The organism is Bacteroides ihuae (assembly GCF_900104585.1).
In the GTDB taxonomy this organism is placed as follows: domain Bacteria; phylum Bacteroidota; class Bacteroidia; order Bacteroidales; family Bacteroidaceae; genus Bacteroides; species Bacteroides ihuae.
The window spans coordinates 1,089,079-1,108,103 of the sequence record NZ_FNVX01000005.1 but is presented as its reverse complement, the minus strand read 5'-3'; the positions used below and the strand labels follow the sequence as shown (position 1 = coordinate 1,108,103).

Below are 19,025 nucleotides of genomic sequence, written 5' to 3'. Positions count from 1 at the left end.
TGGATATAAATCGTATTTTTGTGTCAGTTACTAACTAAAAAACATCGAATAATCAATGAGATATTTTTACACTGCAATTCTTTTGTTCTTTCTTTCACATGCTACTATTCAGGCTCAAGGCATAGGTGGTTTTATCGGAAAAATAGCTGATTCTTTTTCTGGAGAAATCAAAATTGGAAATTATACCTTCAAGGATGGTTCCGTTTATACTGGTGAATTGAAGGGACATAAGCCAAATGGCAAGGGTAAAACAATATTTAAAAATGGAGACATATACGAAGGCGAGTATGCAAAAGGTAAGCGTGAAGGATACGGTGTTTATGCTTTCCCTGATGGCGAAAAATATGAAGGCCAATGGTATCAGGATCAACAACATGGTATAGGAACCTATTATTTTTTGAATAATAATCGCTATACTGGTATGTGGTTTCAAGACTATCAACATGGCGAAGGAACAATGACTTATCACAACGGAGATGTTTATGATGGTAACTGGGTAAAGGATAAGCGTGAAGGAAAAGGTACCTATACATGGAAGAATGGTTCAAAATATATTGGTCTTTGGAAAGGTGATAAGAAAAATGGCCAGGGAGAGTTATCGTGGAATGATGGTTGCAAATATGCCGGTAATTGGAAAAGTGATTCACGTGATGGTAAAGGCACGTTTGAATATGCAAATGGAGATAAATATGTAGGAGATTGGGTAGAGGATGTGCAACACGGAAAAGGTGTTTACTTCTTTAATACAGGTGATCGTTATGAAGGTTCATACTTACAGGGTGAGCGTACAGGTAACGGTATCTATTTTCATGCTAATGGAGACAAATATGTCGGTAACTTCAAAGATGGTATGCAAGATGGAAAAGGAACTTTTACTTGGTCCAATGGAGCTGTTTATGAGGGTGATTGGAAAGATAATAATCGCAATGGAAACGGTGTATATAAATGGAATAATGGTGATGTCTATGAAGGAGAATGGAAGAATAATCAACCTAATGGACAAGGTTTGCTAATACTGACCAATGGTACCAAATACAAAGGTAGCTTTGTTAACGGATTAGAAGACGGTAATGGCGTTCAGGAAGATAAGGCTGGTAATCGCTATGAAGGTTTCTTTAAGCAAGGTAAGAAGCATGGGCCTTTTGTTGAAACAGATAGTTCAGGCAAGCTTATTCGCAAAGGCACTTATAAATTTGGGATACTCGACTAAATTTCCTCAATTAAGATATTAAAAAACGCATTACAAAATACGCAAAGTGTTTTGTAGTGCGTTTTTTTTATGCGTCTTTGTTTTCAATAAAGCATAAAAAAATGAGGAAGATCTCTTAATAATCTTCCTCATTCCTTGTACACCCTCAGGGATTCGAACCCTGGACCCATTGATTAAGAGTCAATTGCTCTACCAACTGAGCTAAGAGTGCTTCATGAAATAGCAACTAAAAAGATAAAAAGTGCACCCTCAGGGACTCGAACCCTGGACCCATTGATTAAGAGTCAATTGCTCTACCAGCTGAGCTAAGAGTGCATTTTACATTTCTTATTTGCGGATGCAAAAGTAGGTTTTTTATTTTATTTAGCCAAGTAATATTAAAGGTTTTTTCTTTAAAAAAACCTTTGCTTACTAGAACTCGTATAGCTCCGAAGGCGTATTACGCTTTAAAGCAAGCAGTTGCACATCCTTACCTACTACAATTCCTTTGTTTCTTAATTTCCATTCTACTGTCTTGTATGCTAATTCCGGGTGGTTGTTATCTTTACTTAAGTGACACAGCCAGATATAGCGTAGATCTTCAGTGATATTGTCTGCTAGAAATTCGGCTGTATCAGCATTACACATATGTCCCGTAGGTCCCGAAATACGCTCTTTCAAGTATTGTGGGTATGGCCCCATTTTCAGCATCTCATAGTCATAATTAGCTTCTATGATGAGATAGTTGGCTTTACGTATATAGTTTGCTGCTGTGGGCGTTATCTCTCCAAGGTCGGTAAGGAATGAAAAGACTTTGCCATCGATTTCAAAACAGTAGCCCACGTTGTCTGTTCCATCATGAGGTACTTCGAAGGAGATGATCTGGAACTCTTCCAATTGCATAGGCTGTTCTTTCTCTAGATAACGTATAGAAGTCTGTAGTTTTTCGGTGACGCAATAACTTTTGTTGATACCTTCGTGAATGCGAGCGGTGGTATATATGGGGATATTTAGTTTTTCGCCCAGATGTCCTACTGCTTTGATGTGGTCGGCATGGTCGTGCGTTATAAAAACAGCACGAATACTATCCATCGAGATATTTACTTCTTTTAATGTTCTCTTTATAGTGCGAATTCCGATACCTGCATCGATTAGAATTCCATATGTTTCAGTGCCGAGATAATAGCAGTTACCACTGCTGCCACTACCTAAGCTTATAAATTTTACCTTCATTTTATATTTAGTTGAATTACTTTAATGCCAAGACAGCAAATCCTTTGTGTAGATTCTCTATTATATGTTTTCCCTAAAGACTTGCATATTTAACAATAAAGTGACGGCAAATATACAAAAAAAAGAGCGTATTCAGGCTTTACTTTCTTTCTTTTTGTCTATGAATTTGGTGGCTTTTGCAAATATAAGGAGTGCAATAGCAGCAATCAAACCAATACCGGCAAAATAATACCAGATGTAATGGGCATTCACTGTTGCAGCTTGCCAAGCTTCGTGACTTTTAAATAATGCAGGGTCAGGACAGTATTTTGTTAGTAAGATTCCTGCCAGACCAAACCCGAGTATAGAGGACAAAAATGAATGTAGATGACTGAACCCTAGATACATACCTTCTTCTCCTTTGGGGGCTTGCAAGGAGAAATACTCCAGATAACGTGGAGAGATGAAACACTCTGCCAATGCTTGTACTACGATACCAAGTATCATCATCAACGTGATGTTACTCATTTCACCAAAAAGATCCTTTCCTAAGAGATTGCCGCATGCCATGAGTAGGGCTGAGAATGGGATCAGAAACATGCCGACATTCATCGAGGTTATGGCCGATTTTTTTGCCATCAGGCGAGTAATAAAGCTTACGCAGCAGACAACGATAAAGGGATTGACGTTGGCTATCCAACCCGGCTTTGCTGTTTCTCCCGCCATCCGAATAACATATTTAGGCATTGTAGCATAAAGCTGTTGTTGTACAATCCAAAATCCGGTGACAATGAGTATTAGGATCAGTAGCCTCCAATTGGTTAGAATGCGAAGAAAACCTTTTCCAATCTCGCGCATGCTTTTTCCCTGGCCAGCTGAGTGAGCTGATTTATAAAATAGTATCACTGCAACCAGAGCAATGATAGTCATACTTGCCGAAAAATAGTTGATATAAATGTAGGCTTGCTCTCCAATTTGATTTCTTAGTGGATCGATGATTGTCTTGCCTGTAAATGCTCCCACATTGACCATCATATAGAAAATAGAATATCCACGGGCACGAGTAGCTTCAGTGGTTTCTTTAGCTACAGACGCAGATATAATGGATTTTATAAATGATCCGCCTATCATTAGGGTGAAGAGGATAGGCACGATGATCCAACGCTCGCCACTGCTGGGCAATCCGCTGAACTGTGTGGCGGCCCCATAACTGACCAATCCGGAAGCCTCTAAGAAGGTAGGTAGGACAGCCAGCCCGAGATAAGCTACTGATAGTAAAGAGAAGGCAGTTATCATAGATTTACGGAATCCAATCTTATCGGCATACGCTCCGGTAAAGATGGGTAATAAATAGAGTCCACCGGAGAAAAGGCCGGAAATCATACTGGCCTCGAAATCATTAAATCCAAGAATGGTAGAAAGGTAGATGGTTAGAACGATAAATATGGCATAATAGGCCATGCGCTCAAACAGTTCGACTGTGTTACTGACCCAAAAGGTTTTGGTAAATCCTTTGGCGGCAGCTTGCGGGGAATTGTTCATGTGTCTTTTGTTATTTATAAATGTTATTAATTTGACTGTAAAGATAGAAATTTTAGCTGGATTACTTGACAATTGGTATCTTTGCAATATGCAAATAAAGGATTTATTAGAAGAATTGACAGAGAAGTACAATGTGCGCTCGTTCATAGAAACCGACCCTATTCAGTTTCCACGCAGGTTCACTCTTTTGCAAGATGTAGAGATTTCTGCGTTACTAACATCTGTTATTACGTGGGGTAGGCGGGATATTGTTTGTCGAGATGCGGACAGATTGCATCAACTGTTGGGTGAAAGTCCTTATGGATATATCATGAGTTGCCGATGGAGTGCATTGGAAGATTCAGCTAGAAATATTCATCGCACTTTTTTTGAACGTGATTTGTGGAATATCTGCAAGGGATTATACAGCTATTACTCCAGTCATGAATCATTGGAAGAGTTATTTATAAGTGAAAGCGGATTACTTGAAGGGCTGAACCAACTTTCTGCATTGGCAAATACAAAACATATCTCTTCACCTCAAACACAAAGTCCTTGCAAGCGTACAAACTTGATGCTGCGTTGGTTGGTGAGGAACGACGGAATAGTAGATATGGGCGTATGGAAACATGTTAGCCCCTCTGCATTGATCATTCCACTGGATGTTCATGTAGGAAGGGTTTCAAGAATGATATGGGATGATCTTCCACGAACGGAACGCCTGAAAACAGCTTTGGCCATCACTAACTATTTAGCAAAACTCTGTCCGCAAGATCCTTGTAAGTACGATTTTGCGCTCTTTGGTTTTGGAGAGGAGCATGGCAAGTTGCTTCGTCGGTAGTAGGTTCGTTTTTTGAATTGTAAATTTGTTCTTATTTGAGCACGTTCATTTTCAGGCATTGGCTAACCGGAATATATACTTCCGTGAGCAATTCCTCTTGTGACACAACGTCGGGTGTATTGAGATATTTTTCAAAAAACGCTACATCTCTCAATTCATAACTGCTGTTGGGAATCCAATTTCGGTAAATAGAGCAATAGAGTGATTCAAGATTTTTATATGCTCCTTGGTAGGTAAATACGGCGTATAATCCACCTGCAATGGTTTGTTTCCCAAATTCGCCTTTTGGTTTTATTTCTGAATTAGCTGTTATACAAACATATCTTCGGCAATGATCGATCTGTGTGATGGTAGAAACATCTCTGCTAAGGCTGATGTATTCATGCGTTACATCAGGAATGCCATCAACGTTCATAAAATGGGTCAGCTTTTGCCATGCATAGATAAAAGCATCTTCTTTTTCAAAAGGATCAATCACTCGCACAGTCATCACTTCTTTGGGAACAAGTTTTTTGAACTCGGGATTCACTGGTAAGAAATCGGGCTCATCAATAGGAACAGTCAAATCCGAAGGTTGCACACGAAAGATAGACGGAGAGATACCAAACCGTTTTTTGAATGCTTTGGATAATGCATGTGGACTTTGATATCCTGTTTGTTCAGCAATTTCGGTAAGTGTTTGTTGTGTAGTTTGTAGTTTAAATATAGCTTTTTCCAGTCGCAGCCGTTGAATATAGTCGCCGGGGCTTTCGTTCATCAAGGCTTTGAATATACGATGAAAATGGAAGCCTGAAATGTTGGCTACACCCGCCAGATCGTACAAATTTATAGATTCATTCAAATGTTCGTTGATATAATCTACAACGCGGTTGATGGCTGTGAAATATTCCTGATGAGTGATTTCATGAGAAGCCCACCGTTTTAGTGTTGGCAGTTGGATATGCATCTTTAGCGCAGCTTCGCTTTTAGTCAATGTGCGTCCATCAGTCTTCTCAGAACCATCCATATAGCCTATAGAATTCTCTATAGTTTCTTCCATGCTCATATTATGCGTGAAATCTCCTTGCTTAAAGCAAAAGCAACAGTAGTCCGCAGAAGGACTACCGTTGGTGTTTGTTCCAAAGTGTTCGGTTGCAGCCATTGGCATGCCACAACTCTGACAGACTTTTTCTGTGATCGTTTGCTCCATATTACTGCTGTTTCCAGCGCTTTAATGTTGGGAAATAAGCTTTCATGTTGGCAATAGACAGTTCTTTACTAATGTTATTTCCGTTTTCATCTTTTAATGAATCAGGATATTCGGCACAATGAGTAATCATTTCGTCCATTTTCATTTGCTCTGTAAAGTTACCATCTTTAAAGCAATAAACACAGTAATCCTGATTTAAAGTTCCATCCTGATTGTTACCAAATTCTTCGGCAGTTGTCATTGGCATACCACAACTTTGGCAAATTTTCTGTTCCATTTTTTGTTTAATTTTTATAGGTTCATACTTCGATTAGTTGACAGATGCAAAGTTAGAGTATCAAGTATGAATGGACTTTGTCCAAACTTGCTAATGTGAAAGGGAAATGAACAAAATGATTAGGAAGATAAAAGCTGATATTTATAAATTAAATTAATCAAAATAGTTGTTTTTGTTTACAAACCTGCTTTTAATTAGTTATCATATAACTTCAGCGTGGTGAACTAGTTAATTCACCGCGCTGAAGTAGTTAATTCACCACGCTGATCTAGTTAATTCACCAAACCTTGCTCACAAGGCCTGTAGGGGGTGATCTTTTATCTTGACATCATGTAGGGCTGTTTTTGTTACTCGGTAGAGATAAAAGCAGTTGCACGTATTTTAGTTTCGTGCTCCCACCATTATCTTCATTGCAGTTGGGCAATATTTTTTCAGTAAGTAATAGATGCCAAACGTTATGAGAATAGTTGCCAGCATCGGAAGAAGATAAAGGGCGAAGTAGGCACTTTCGCTTTGGGGAGGAATTACTGTGACTAACATTTTGCGTATCTGACTCAGCATCTGCTCGTGTGCTGCATAGACAAAGAAGCTTGCGCCAGCCAAATATGTACTTTCTTTTATTCTGTTCTTCTGCAATAGGTAGGAGATAAGGTTGACTGTGAAGAGCATACCTAGCAAAATGCCTGTGGGATGGAGATAAGTGTCTATGTCGTGCCCTTTAAAAAGCGTGTCGGCAATAGCTATCACCGGGTATAGCATGGAAAAACCGAATAGTTTGCGACTCTCGGTGACTAGATTTTTTTGATTGATACTGAAATAAGCACCTATTGAAAAGAAGAAAATGCCTCCTGTGTTTATGCCTACAATATTGATGGGCAGACCAAATATCCAAATAAAGAAAAATGCAAGAGGGAAGAATGCTTTCAGATGTTTGATGCCGATATAGATAAAAGGGGTGAGGACTACGGTTACCATCAGATCACGAATGAACCATAGCGGGTAGATCAGTGGATAATGGGGTGAACGAATGTCCCAAAAGCATCTCAAATAGTCTGTCCACTCCCATGCTGAAACTCTTGGCAGAGCGCCATAAGCCAAGCTATGAATGCCAAACACTTGTTGGAGCAACACGTAGGTAAGTAGAGCAAATGCATTCCAAAAGAGGTAGGGTATGAGTAGTGAATGAATGCGTTTTTGCAGTTTACCGGCGTAAATGCTCGGTGTAAAAGTAGAGGCCCGATAGAAGAACAGGTAGCCGGCAATGAGGAAGAACAGCGGCACGCAAAAGCGTGCTACAACTTCGGAAGATAGATTTCTTATGAATTGGAAAAGGGGATAGGTTATAGGGATATCTCTAAGCAACATTCCTCCATTATTCAGATTAGGATTGTAGCTGTGGATGAGTAAGACTCCCACAATCATGGGGAAGCGTAGCCAGGTGATCGTTTTTGATTGTAATTCTTCGTCCGTCATACGCGACAAAGATAGACTAATTATGCAAAAATAAAATTAAAAAATAACCGCAAATTAAAAGATTATGTGATTGGCTTCTTGGTCTGATAGCCAGAAAATCTTTTAATCTGCGGTCATTTAGCAAGTTAAGATAGTATTCATCTTAACAATGAAACGTTCCGGATTTCTTAAAATTGAAAGAAATTCTTCGCATTGTTATAACTGATATCTTCAATCATCTGATTAGCTCGTTCTATCTCAGCCATAGGTATTTCACCATTCTCAATGTCACGGCCTACCAAGTTGCAAAGTGTGCGGCGGAAGTATTCGTGACGTGGATAAGAGAGGAATGAACGAGAGTCAGTGAGCATACCTACAAAGCGGCTCAACAAACCGAGTACTGAAAGTGCGTTCATTTGCTTTTCCATACCATCTTTCTGGTCGAGGAACCACCAACCTGAACCGAATTGGATTTTACCCGCAACTGTACCGTCTTGGAAGTTACCCAACATGGTAGCAATTACTTCGTTGGCACAAGGATTAAGATTGTACAGAATTGTTTTAGCCAACTTGCCGTTGCTGTTCAAACGATCAAAATATTTGGCCATCGCTTTAGCTGTTGAAAATTCGCCGATAGAATCGAAGCCTGTATCAGGTCCTAGAAGCTTAAACATCTTAGTATTGTTGTTGCGGATAGCTCCGTAATGGAATTGTTGTGTCCATCCCGTTTCAGCATCCATCTCGCCAAAGACGATAAGCATAGCCGATTTGAATTTTAGAATTTCCTCTTTAGTCAATTCTGCACCGCCGTATACCTTATTAAATATAGCTTTGATTTCAGCATCTGTGTAGTCTTCAGCATAAAACTCTTCAATACCGTGGTCAGAGAGTTTACAGCCTTGGGCAGCGAAGAATTCGTGACGTTTGCGTAATGCATTCACCATATCGTCGAAAGTAGAGATGGTAACGCCACTCACTTCGGCAAGTTTCTCCATGTATGCACGGAAGTCCGCAGCTACTTCTACAGCCATAGCTTTGTCAGGACGCCACGTTGGTAGCATTTTTACTTCAAAGCCACTTTCGCGGGTTTGGATATGATATTCCAGTGAATCGATAGGGTCGTCCGTTGTGCAAACTACCTGTACTTTGTATCTGCGCATCATACCACGAGCCGAATATTCTGGTTGTGTCAACTTCTCATTACATTCGTCATATATCTCACGAGCAGTTTTAGCATTCAATATCTTGTTGATGCCAAAAGCTGTCTTTAGTTCCAGATGAGTCCAGTGATACAAAGGGTTTCTCATGGTGTAAGGCACCGTTTCGGCCCATTTCTCAAATTTCTCCCAGTCTGTTGTATCCTTACCTGTGCAGTAGCGCTCGTCTATTCCATTGGTGCGCATGGCGCGCCATTTGTAATGATCGCCACCTAACCATATTTCTGTAAGCGATTGAAACTTGTGGTCGTCAGCAACCATTTTGGGAATTAAGTGACAGTGGTAGTCGATAATTGGCATCTTAGCCGCATGATCGTGATACAATTTCTGTGCAGTTTCTGTCTGCAACAAGAAGTTTTCATCCATGAAATTTTTCATTTCTCTGTGTTTTTAAAGTGTAAAATTATTATTACGTATATTTTTACCTATATAGTATTGATTGTAAAGCTAATAGGTCTTTATTCTGTATTTAGTTTTATTAACCGTTATCGAACACAAAAATAGTTTTTTTACTTGGTATACCAAAATAATTCGTATATTTGCGATGAATTTTATAATATTTAAACGCTTTATAATGTAAGCTATCAGTAATTAATATTTAAAATATACACTTTATTAACCTTAAAGTTAAGCGCTAAATACATGGAAAACAAAAATTATACAATTAAAGACATTGCCCGTATGGCGGAAGTCTCTGCCGGCACTGTAGATAGGGTGTTGCATGATCGGGGCGAAGTATCTAAAGCTAGTCTCGAGAAAGTGCAGAAAGTTCTGAAAGAAATTGATTATCAACCCAATATGTTTGCTATCGGATTGGCTGCAAAGAAAAAATATAATATTGTCTGCCTTATACCTCATTATGAGGAAGAGGATTATTGGCATTCTGTGTCACGCGGCATAGAGCGTGCGGCGCAAGAGTATCGTCCGTTCAATGTATCCATTGATTATGTGAGATATCAACATGCTAACGAAACCTCCTATCAGGAAGCGTGTGGAGCCTTGCAAGAGACTATGGCCGATGCCGTACTTATTGCGCCAAACTTTCGTGAACAAACACTTAGCTTGGTAAGGCATCTGAAAGGGAATAAGATTCCGTATGCATTCATTGACTTTAATATTGAAGGGGCCAATGCACTGAAGTATATTGGACAAGATTCGTATATGAGCGGATATATTGCCGCAAAAATACTGATGCGTGATTACAAAGAGGGACAGGAATTAGTCTTCTTTCAGGCGAACAATAAAGATAATCCGGCAGAAATACAGATGCAACGCCGAATAGAAGGGTTTATGAAGTACATGTCTGATGCCTATGCCGGTGTGAAAATAGTAGAGTTTGTGTTGAATAAGGCAGATTCCGTGGATGATGAAAAGATGTTGGATGCTTTTTTTGCTGCTCACCCCAAAGCTAAACTGGGAGTTGTGTTTAATTCACGCGTATATCAGGTGGGCAACTACTTACGCCAAAGCGGAAAGCAGATGGATGCGCTGATTGGCTATGATCTATTGCGAAAGAACGTGGAGTTGCTACAATCCGGAGAGGTAAAATATCTTATTGGGCAACGACCAGCCTTGCAAGGATATCGGGGTATAAAAGCTCTTTGCGAGCATGTCGTCTTTAAAAAGCCTGTCACGGCTGTGAAGTATATGCCTATCGATATATTGATGAAAGAGAATATTAATTTCTATTTTGAATTTGAATAATATTTATTATAAATATCTTATAAATTAGAATTAAAATGAAAGCTTTAAACAAAGAAACAGCTCCGAAGATTCAACGTCCGGAGCGCATTATTCAGTTTGGTGAAGGTAATTTTTTGCGTGCATTCGTTGACTGGATTATTTATAACATGAACGAAAAGGCCGACTTTAACAGTAGTGTGGTGGTAGTGCAACCTATTGATAAGGGAATGGTTGATATGTTAAATGCTCAAGATAACCTTTATCATGTGAATCTTCAAGGTCTTGATAAGGGACAAGTAGTCAACAACTTAACAATGATTGATGTAATTAGTCGTTCATTGAATCCCTATAGCCAAAATGCAGAGTTCATGAAGCTTGCCGAACAACCTGAGATGCGCTTTGTTATTTCAAATACTACAGAGGCTGGTATTGCTTTCGATCCTGCTTGCAAACTGACTGACGCTCCTGCTGCTTCTTATCCTGGCAAGTTGACTCAGTTGCTTTACCATCGTTTTAAAACATTCAATGGTGACAAGAGCAAGGGACTTATCATTTTCCCTTGTGAACTTATCTTCTTGAATGGGCATAAACTGAAAGAAACCATTTATCAATATATCGAGCTTTGGAATCTTGGTGAAGAATTTAAAGCTTGGTTCGAAGGAGCTTGCGGAGTGTACGCTACGTTGGTAGACCGTATTGTTCCCGGATTTCCACGCAAAGATATTGCTACTATCAAAGAAAAATTGCAATATGATGACAATTTGGTTGTTCAGGCAGAAATTTTCCACTTATGGGTTATTGAAGCTCCACAAGAGGTTTCAAAAGAATTCCCTGCGGACAAAGCTGGATTGAACGTATTGTTTGTTCCATCTGAAGCTCCTTATCATGAACGTAAGGTCACATTGCTTAATGGCCCTCACACGGTTCTGGCTCCTGTTACTTATCTTTCTGGGGTAAATATCGTGCGTGAAGCTTGCGAACATCCGATATTGAGCCAGTACATCAACAAGGTGATGTTCCATGAGTTGATGGAAACATTGAACTTGCCAAAAGATGAGTTGAAGAAATTTGGTGAAGATGTTCTCGAACGTTTCAATAATCCGTTTGTTGATCATGCGGTAACAAGCATCATGCTTAACTCTTTCCCTAAATTCGAAACTCGTGATCTTCCAGGATTGAAAACTTATTTGGCTCGTAAAGGTGAACTACCTAAAGGTTTGGTGTTAGGATTGGCTGCTATTATCACTTACTATAAAGGTGGTGTACGTGCCGATGGTGCTGAGATCGCTCCAAACGATGCTCCCGAAATCATGACTCTGTTGAAAGATCTTTGGGCTACCGGCTGTACAAAGACTGTTGCCGAAGGTGTTCTTGCTGCCGAATTTATTTGGGGAGAAAACCTTAATAATATTGCTGGATTGACCGATGCGATTAAGAGTTATCTTGATTCTATTCAGGAAAAAGGTATGCTTGAAACAGTGAAGAGTATTCTGTAACCTTCAAGAAATCTTTTGATTTTTTGGAATGTAGATTGCAAATTATCAATAAAAAGGGCTGAACTATTTTACTAGTTTAGCCCTTTCTATATATCTATAAATCAAATGTTTATTCGGTCACTTAGTAAACTTAATGCGTTAAGTGAAATATAGTAGTTACTACAATGGTTTTCAGCTATTTGCCCACGTGAAGAATAATTGTAGTAGCGCCAATGGTGATGATTGCTCCATCTTCAATTCGCATGCGATCTTTATCGTTTAATACTTCACTTTTTAGAAAGGTACCCGTTAAACTTGGACCATCACGAAGCGTATAGATAAGCTTACCCAATTTGTTTCGCTTTACATTAATGATGCAATGGCGGCGATCCATACTCATATCTCCTGTCTCAATTTGAGTATTGATAACTGTTCCTACGCAACGGCGTCCAATAACATTATCTCCCTCTAATAATGGAAGTACTTGTTTGAAGCCAAAGACATTTCCGAGAATCATAATACTGCCAAATTCTTCTTTTTGTTCCTCCTCTTCGTCAAAAGTCTCATCTTTGCGAGGAACTTTCATTTTAGTTTTCCCAAGTCGAATACTGAACTGCTTGCTACAATGTTCGCACACAAACACAAGCGACTGGCCTTCAGTGTATTTTGTTTCATCAAAAGAGATATAGTTTTCGCACTTGGGACAAAGAATTCTTTTCATTATGGGGAATATTCGTTTTTATTTTACTTGGCAGGTGTAAGTACCCAAGCGTTTTCGAACGCCTCGTTTTGCCTTATTTTTGTTAGGTGTTTGCCTGCCTCTTCTCGAGTAGGGCATGCCATGAGGCTAACACGAACCATTTCGGAGCTAATCAATGCTTTTGCATTAGGGTAGCCTTGCATCCTAAGTTGTTCGGCCAATTTCTCTGCATCTTTTGAGCCGATGCTGCTAGCTACAATGATATGGTATACAGTAACCACTTTCTCTTCTTCATGTCTGGAAGGCTTAGCAATCGTTACAGCTTGTTCCTTCTTTTCAATAGTTCCTTTATTTTCAGCCTTAGGGACTATAATTTCTTTCACTGCTTTAGGTTTTGTTACCTTGTTAACCGTTTCGTGCTTCTTTGCACTTGAAGTTTGAGTTACATTGTTTTTAACCATTACAGGCGTGATAGCTAACGACTGCTTTTCTATCTTTTCAAATAAATCAGCAGGAAGAAGTTGGGCATAATTTGCTTTTTCAACATACGTATTCTCCACCGGAGTAGACATTACAAAGAATAATGCTATGGCAGCTGCTACAGCCACTGCACTACGTAAGAATGAACGGTTGATTCGAATATCATAGGTTTTCTTCTCAGCAGGCACGAAAGGTGATATAGGCTTTTTTCTTGCTGAACGATTTTGTAGAGCATCAAGAGGTTTGATGGCGACAACATCTAGTCCATATAAGTAAGGCGTAGTTATTTTGTTATCATAAGGAATGAACTCATAAGTACCGTGAATGGTAAAGTGTAGCTCACCAATATTATCAAGATCAGCTTTTCCATCTTCGTGAAGAAGAGAAACCAGCTCTTCTACCTTTTTATCTATAGTCTTTGAAGCATCGGAGAAATTGGTTTCGTATGTAGCCATGTAAGATTGAACTAACAACCCGTCATTCATTTTGAGTTGGGGGTTGAATCCAATAGTACGTGTAGGTGGAAGAAATATACACTCGTCGGCAATCCATGTGGCAGATGCGTAATGAGCGACAAATCCTCCAAATCCGGGAACGATAACACAATCATTCTCTAATAATAGTACTTCTATATGCTGTGCTAATTCAATCATGTTTGCAAAATTAGCAGATTATTTGTGATAATGGACTAAGAAGCTCTTTTTAATTATGAACAAATTATAAACAGAGATGGAATAATTAGTTAATAGAGGAGTGCTTAACATGAGATATAATATTAACTTTGTCTTATAATTATAGTAGATTTTAGTAATATGAACTTTATTCAAACAGAAGTAGAGGGGGTGTGGATTATTGAACCCAAGGTCTTTCTCGATAGTAGAGGATATTTTATGGAAGCTTTTAAGAAAGAAGAATTTGAAGCTAATATAGGTACCGTTAATTTTATTCAGGATAATGAATCGCAATCGTCTTTTGGCGTATTGCGGGGCTTGCATTATCAAAAGGGTGAATATAGTCAGGCAAAACTAGTGCGAGTGATAAGAGGACAAGTGTTGGATGTAGCAGTAGATATGCGCAAATCTTCGCCAACGTTTGGTAAACACGTTAGTGTAGAACTTAGTGAGGAGAATAAACGGCAATTCTTTATCCCTCGTGGGTTTGCCCATGGCTTTCTGGTGTTAAGTGATGAAGCCACTTTTACGTATAAAGTAGATAATGCTTATGCGCCAAAGGCGGAGGCTTCTGTATTATATAATGATAAGTCTTTATCCATCAATTGGCCTATAGAGCCTTCTCAGATTATTATGTCTGAGAAAGATAGAGAAGCGGCTCTTTTTGTGAATGCGGAATATTTCGTGTAGGAAGCTTCATTGAAACGAAACATACTTGTATTTATTTATGCTCTGTGTGCTGATAATAAAGGCATATTTTGTACTTTTGCACAAAATTCTGATATGAAAAAAAGTATTCTTGCATCGTTGATGGCGATTTTGTTCATAGCTTGTCATAATGGCAAAACGAATGACTCTTCCGGCAAAGATGAAGATCTTCGTGCTAAAGCACAATTGCAAGGCATTTGGGTCGATGATGACAGCGAGGTACCCTTTATGCGCATCGAAGGTGATACGATATACTATTCGGACTCTCAAAATTCTCCTGTTCGTTTTGAGATAATAAAAGATAGCATTTACATGTATGGCAATGAGGTTAGCCGCTATTACATTGATAAGCAAGCTGAACATCTCTTTTGGTTTCACTCTTTGTCAGATAATATTGTGAAGCTTCACAAATCCGAAGATCCGGATGATACGTTGGCTTTCTCTGGTAAGGCAGTTGAAGTGATTCCTTCTTATACCGGAGTGACTGAGGTAGATAGCGTTGTGAATTATAATGGCGCTCGTTATCGAGCTTATGTTTATATCAATCCGTCAAAGATGAAAGTGATTAAAACATCTTATACTGAAGATGGGATGAGCATGGATAATGTGTATTATGATAATATTATGCATATTTGTGTATATGAGGGAAGGAAAAGTTTGTTTGCCAGTGATATCACAAAACAAATGTTTGCAGGTATTCTTTCAGATGAATTCCTAAAGAAATCAATTCTCTCGGATATGCTATTTATGGGAGTAAGAAAGTCTGGATTTCTCTATCAGGCTACTGTATGCATTCCAGAAAGTTACGTTTGCAACCTAGTCAATATAGAGGTTAGTTTTAAAGGAAAAATGGCCATGAAAGCGGTCAAATAGATAATATGCAGATTTATAGAATTCCGGATGTATGAAGAAGTTACATCCGGTTTTTTTTACGATCATTATTTTTGGCCAGAATGATTTGTTCGTGGTCCTTTGCTTTTGTTTCTAAAATTTCCCGATCGTCCACGGTTACCATTACTTCGAGGAGCATATTCCGGAGCTTCACCTAAATGGGAAGGAACAGGAATCTTATAGATCTCTTTCTCCAGAAAGTTTTCAATATTCTTAAAATTGCTTTGTTCTTTCTCACTTATGAAAGTGATAGCAACACCATCATTGTTTGCACGTGCTGTTCGCCCTATGCGGTGTACGTAGTCTTCACTGTCATGAGGAACATCGAAATTAATAACTAATCGGATGTCATCGATGTCAATACCTCTGGCTACAATGTCTGTAGCAACTAAAATATTAATTCTACCTGATTTAAACTCTCGCATAATAAATTCTCGCTGCGGTTGTTCCAGATCAGAATGCATTTCACCAACATTTAGTTTCATTACTTTTAAAGCTCTGGTGACCTCCTTTACTTTAATCTTAGAAGAAACAAAGATGATAACACGTTCCGGTACTTCTTCGGCAAAGAGGCTTTGCACAATGTTCAGTTTTTGTCGCTCGTAGCATACATAGGCGGCCTGTACTATCTTCTCAGCTGGTTTTGATACGGAAAGCTTTATCTCAGCTGGATTATTTAGAATAGTTTTGGCTAACTGTTGTATTTTAGAAGGCATAGTGGCCGAAAACATGATTGTCTGTCTGTCTTTAGGCAAATATTTCACTATCTGCATAATGTCCTCAGAGAATCCCATGTCGAGCATTCTATCTGCTTCATCAAGGATGAAGTAGGATACATGTGATAAATCTACATAACCCAAGTTTATGTGAGAGATAAGGCGCCCTGGCGTAGCAATGACTACGTCAGCACCAAGTGTGAGGCCTCTTTTCTGTTGTTCGAAGAGAGTTCCGTCATTTCCGCCATATACTGCTACACTGGATACTGGCATAAAATAAGAGAATCCCTCCATCTGTTGATCAATCTGCTGAGCTAGTTCTCTGGTAGGAGACATGATAATACAGTTGATAACTTCCTGTTGATGATCGCCCTTGCACAGCTTATTAATGATAGGAAGTAAGTATGCGGCTGTTTTGCCGGTACCAGTTTGAGCCACTGCAATTAAGTCTCGGCCTTGAAGTATCAGTGGAATGGCCTGTTCTTGTATTGGAGTACATTCATCAAACCTCATGGCGTCAAGCGCCTCTAATACTTTATCTTCTAATTCTAGTTCGGAAAACTTCATTTTTTCTATTTATTTATGTACAAAGATAAATCATTAACTACGTAATACAAGCTTTTTATTGCTTTCATTTATAGTTTCCCTTGGTCATCCAAATAAGAATCTTTGAATCCTAAGAAATAAAGCACTCCATCTAGCCCAATGGTATTGATGGATTGTTTAGCATTTGCCACTACTTTAGGCTTTGCATGAAAAGCAATTCCCAGACCAGCGACTCCAAGCATTGGTAAATCATTCGCTCCATCGCCTACGGCAATTGTCTGAGCTATATCCACTTTTTCTACCTGAGCAATAAGGCGTAGAAGTTCTGCTTTCCGCTTACCATCTACTACGTCGCCTAGATAGTTCCCCGTAAGTTTACCATCTTCTATCTCCAATTCGTTGGCATAAACATAGTCTATCCCATATTTATCCTGCAGATAACGACCGAAATAAGTGAATCCACCCGAAAGAATGGCTATTTTATAACCGTATTTCTTGAGAACATACATCAAACGATCCACTCCTTCAGTGATGGGCAAATTTTCTGCTATTTCTTTCATCACCGATTCATCCAACCCTTTGAGTAAAGCCACTCGTTCACGAAAACTTTCAGTGAAATCTATTTCTCCGTGCATCGCACGTTCAGTAATAGCTTTTACTTCATCACCCACACCAGCACGTATAGCCAGTTCATCAATAACTTCCGTTTCAATAAGTGTAGAGTCCATATCAAAACAGATAAGGCGTCGCATGCGGCGATACATATTGTCCAGTTGAAATGAAAAATCCATTTCAAGTTCGCTAGCCAATTGCATCAATTGTTCTTGCATGTTGATACGATCTTTGGGCGTTCCGCGAACAGAAAACTCAATGCATGCTCGTGTGTTGGCTTTACATTCATCCAGTGGAATACGTCCGGTAAGGCGTTTAATCGCATCAATATTCATACCTTGCTCTGCTAATATATGTGTAACAGAAGATATTTGTTTCGCCGATAGTTTTCTACCTAGTAGAGTTAATATATAGCGGTTTTTCCCTTGCATATTTACCCAATTTTCATATTCTTCCACTGAAATGGGATAGAATCGTATGGTCACACCCAAAGTAGAGGCTTTAAATAGAAGCTCTTTCATTATAAAGCCGGAGAATTGTTCTTCTGTTTTACATAAGATGCCTAAGGATAGTGTATTATGGATGTCAGCTTGCCCGATGTCGAGAATAGCTGCGTCATATTTGGCAAGTATTTCAGTTACCGAAGCGGTGAGCCCCGGACGATCTTCTCCTGTGATACGAATGAGAATGAGTTCTGTGTTCGATAATTGCATAATATATATTCTAAATTTTCTTTGCAAAAGTAAGGAAAAAACCTGCTTTTTCTGCTAAATAATATGAATTTATAAAGTCCAAAAGTGAGAAAATAACTTGATTATTTGGATATTAGAATAATAATAACTTACCTTTGCCCTTGATTTCTATATGTAAAGGCTTTGATTATCAGCAGATTCCATTCTGCTGATGCCTGAAAAGACAATGTTTCGGGTAGAAATTACTGTCGAAGGACAGCCCCGGATAGTATTAACCAAAACCGAATTACATGAAATATGTAAAATGGATTTTTGTTGTATTACTTATTAGTTCCTTGACTTCTTTTGTAGCAAAAGACAAATCCACTGGAGGATTGAGTGTGGGAGACGTAGCCCCTGATTTCAAAATCGAATCTACGTCAAACGGGCACGCGTTTGAACTGACCAATATGAAAGGAAAGTATGTGTTGCTTAGTTTCTGGGCAAGTTATGATGCGTTATCACGGATGCAAAATATTCGTTTAAACAATGCGCTTAGGTCAGCTTCCCGCCAAGTTGAAATGGTTTCGATATCTTTTGATGAATATACATCAATTTTTAGTGAGACCATTCGTAAAGATCAAATAGTGTCGCCCACCTGTTTCGTGGAAACAAAAGGTGAAAATTCCGGTTTATTCAAAAAGTATAGGTTAAATCGTGGATTTGCAAACTATTTATTAGATGAAAATGGTGTTATTATAGCCAAAAACATCTCTGCTACTCAACTTTCTGCCTATTTAAAAAGAGGATAGAATTTATGCTACTAGCTAACGGCTTTTAGTTTATAATTATAGAAAGCTTGGGGGCATAAGTTTGATGTCACTACAAGCATAGGAGTAAAGCTCCTTGCCGGTTTAGTGAGGGACAAACAAAAGAGGAAATGGATACTACAAAAAATCCCGCTTGCACTTGAC

17 protein-coding genes and 2 tRNA genes are annotated in these 19,025 nt (G+C 38.9%); 7 read left to right on the top strand and 12 right to left on the bottom strand.

The genetic code is table 11. The features are described 5' to 3' along the window. The first annotated feature begins 55 nt into the window (after nucleotides 1–55). Complete coding sequence (locus BQ5338_RS10025) at nucleotides 56–1,210, top strand: MORN repeat-containing protein (RefSeq protein WP_071146641.1); 1,155 nt, start codon at nucleotides 56–58, stop codon at nucleotides 1,208–1,210. A gap of 138 nt (nucleotides 1,211–1,348) precedes the next feature. Here BQ5338_RS10025 and BQ5338_RS10020 read toward each other — a convergent pair. From BQ5338_RS10020 to BQ5338_RS10005, 4 genes are all read right to left on the bottom strand, one after another. Continuing rightward, nucleotides 1,349–1,421: transfer RNA gene (locus BQ5338_RS10020), tRNA-Lys, on the bottom strand. A 31-nt stretch (nucleotides 1,422–1,452) separates the two neighbouring features. Beyond that, nucleotides 1,453–1,525, bottom strand: a tRNA-Lys gene (locus tag BQ5338_RS10015). A gap of 96 nt (nucleotides 1,526–1,621) precedes the next feature. After that, nucleotides 1,622–2,422, bottom strand: a complete 801-nt coding sequence (locus tag BQ5338_RS10010; RefSeq protein WP_071146640.1) for an MBL fold metallo-hydrolase — start codon at nucleotides 2,420–2,422, stop codon at nucleotides 1,622–1,624. 132 nt (nucleotides 2,423–2,554) lie between these two features. After that, nucleotides 2,555–3,943 carry a peptide MFS transporter gene (locus tag BQ5338_RS10005; protein WP_071146639.1) on the bottom strand — a complete coding sequence of 463 codons (1,389 nt, stop codon included), beginning with the start codon at nucleotides 3,941–3,943 and terminating at the stop codon, nucleotides 2,555–2,557. 31 nt (nucleotides 3,944–3,974) lie between these two features. On the opposite strand from BQ5338_RS10005, the gene BQ5338_RS10000 reads away from it, so the two are divergent. After that, nucleotides 3,975–4,763 (top strand): TIGR02757 family protein, encoded by a 789-nt coding sequence (locus tag BQ5338_RS10000; protein WP_235816400.1) that lies wholly within the window; start codon nucleotides 3,975–3,977, stop codon nucleotides 4,761–4,763. Nucleotides 4,764–4,794: 31 nt separating this feature from the next. Here the strand turns inward: BQ5338_RS10000 and BQ5338_RS09995 are convergent, their stop codons facing one another. From BQ5338_RS09995 to uxaC, 4 genes are all read right to left on the bottom strand, one after another. Continuing rightward, entirely contained in the window at nucleotides 4,795–5,952 is a 1,158-nt protein-coding gene (locus BQ5338_RS09995) for a GyrI-like domain-containing protein (RefSeq protein WP_078063445.1), read from the bottom strand. Between the two features lies 1 nt (nucleotide 5,953). Further along, nucleotides 5,954–6,229: a zinc ribbon domain-containing protein gene (locus tag BQ5338_RS09990; RefSeq protein WP_071146638.1), complete on the bottom strand. Its 276-nt coding sequence runs from the start codon at nucleotides 6,227–6,229 to the stop codon at nucleotides 5,954–5,956. Between the two features lie 381 nt (nucleotides 6,230–6,610). Then, nucleotides 6,611–7,702: an acyltransferase family protein gene (locus BQ5338_RS09985; protein WP_071146637.1), complete on the bottom strand. Its 1,092-nt coding sequence runs from the start codon at nucleotides 7,700–7,702 to the stop codon at nucleotides 6,611–6,613. Between the two features lie 167 nt (nucleotides 7,703–7,869). Then, entirely contained in the window at nucleotides 7,870–9,276 is a 1,407-nt protein-coding gene (uxaC, locus tag BQ5338_RS09980; protein WP_071146636.1) for a glucuronate isomerase, read from the bottom strand. A gap of 264 nt (nucleotides 9,277–9,540) precedes the next feature. Between uxaC and BQ5338_RS09975 the strand changes: the two genes are divergently transcribed. Together BQ5338_RS09975 and BQ5338_RS09970 are read left to right on the top strand one after the other, a co-directional pair. Then, on the top strand, nucleotides 9,541–10,602 hold the full coding sequence (locus tag BQ5338_RS09975; protein ID WP_071146635.1) for a LacI family DNA-binding transcriptional regulator: 1,062 nt from the start codon (nucleotides 9,541–9,543) through the stop codon (nucleotides 10,600–10,602). A gap of 35 nt (nucleotides 10,603–10,637) precedes the next feature. Further along, nucleotides 10,638–12,077 (top strand): tagaturonate reductase, encoded by a 1,440-nt coding sequence (locus tag BQ5338_RS09970; RefSeq protein ID WP_071146634.1) that lies wholly within the window; start codon nucleotides 10,638–10,640, stop codon nucleotides 12,075–12,077. A gap of 175 nt (nucleotides 12,078–12,252) precedes the next feature. On the opposite strand, the gene BQ5338_RS09965 is transcribed toward BQ5338_RS09970, so the two are convergent. Beyond that, the gene (locus BQ5338_RS09965) at nucleotides 12,253–12,777 is read right to left on the bottom strand and encodes an FHA domain-containing protein (protein ID WP_071146633.1); all 525 of its coding nucleotides are present in this window, start codon (nucleotides 12,775–12,777) and stop codon (nucleotides 12,253–12,255) included. 23 nt (nucleotides 12,778–12,800) lie between these two features. Next, nucleotides 12,801–13,889, bottom strand: a complete 1,089-nt coding sequence (locus BQ5338_RS09960) for an HU domain-containing protein (RefSeq protein ID WP_071146632.1) — start codon at nucleotides 13,887–13,889, stop codon at nucleotides 12,801–12,803. Nucleotides 13,890–14,048: 159 nt separating this feature from the next. Here BQ5338_RS09960 and rfbC point away from each other — a divergent pair, with 159 nt between their 5' ends. Next, entirely contained in the window at nucleotides 14,049–14,597 is a 549-nt protein-coding gene (gene rfbC / locus BQ5338_RS09955; RefSeq protein ID WP_071146631.1) for a dTDP-4-dehydrorhamnose 3,5-epimerase, read from the top strand. A 93-nt stretch (nucleotides 14,598–14,690) separates the two neighbouring features. Continuing rightward, nucleotides 14,691–15,488: a DUF4738 domain-containing protein gene (locus BQ5338_RS09950; protein WP_071146883.1), complete on the top strand. Its 798-nt coding sequence runs from the start codon at nucleotides 14,691–14,693 to the stop codon at nucleotides 15,486–15,488. A 65-nt stretch (nucleotides 15,489–15,553) separates the two neighbouring features. Here BQ5338_RS09950 and BQ5338_RS09945 read toward each other — a convergent pair whose 3' ends face one another. Both BQ5338_RS09945 and serB read right to left on the bottom strand, forming a co-directional pair. Continuing rightward, the gene (locus tag BQ5338_RS09945) at nucleotides 15,554–16,789 is read right to left on the bottom strand and encodes a DEAD/DEAH box helicase (RefSeq protein ID WP_071146630.1); all 1,236 of its coding nucleotides are present in this window, start codon (nucleotides 16,787–16,789) and stop codon (nucleotides 15,554–15,556) included. A 68-nt stretch (nucleotides 16,790–16,857) separates the two neighbouring features. After that, nucleotides 16,858–18,093: a phosphoserine phosphatase SerB gene (gene serB / locus BQ5338_RS09940; RefSeq protein ID WP_071146629.1), complete on the bottom strand. Its 1,236-nt coding sequence runs from the start codon at nucleotides 18,091–18,093 to the stop codon at nucleotides 16,858–16,860. Between the two features lie 269 nt (nucleotides 18,094–18,362). Between serB and BQ5338_RS09935 the strand changes: the two genes are divergently transcribed. Further along, nucleotides 18,363–18,863: a peroxiredoxin family protein gene (locus tag BQ5338_RS09935; protein ID WP_071146628.1), complete on the top strand. Its 501-nt coding sequence runs from the start codon at nucleotides 18,363–18,365 to the stop codon at nucleotides 18,861–18,863. Nucleotides 18,864–19,025 lie beyond the last annotated feature (162 nt).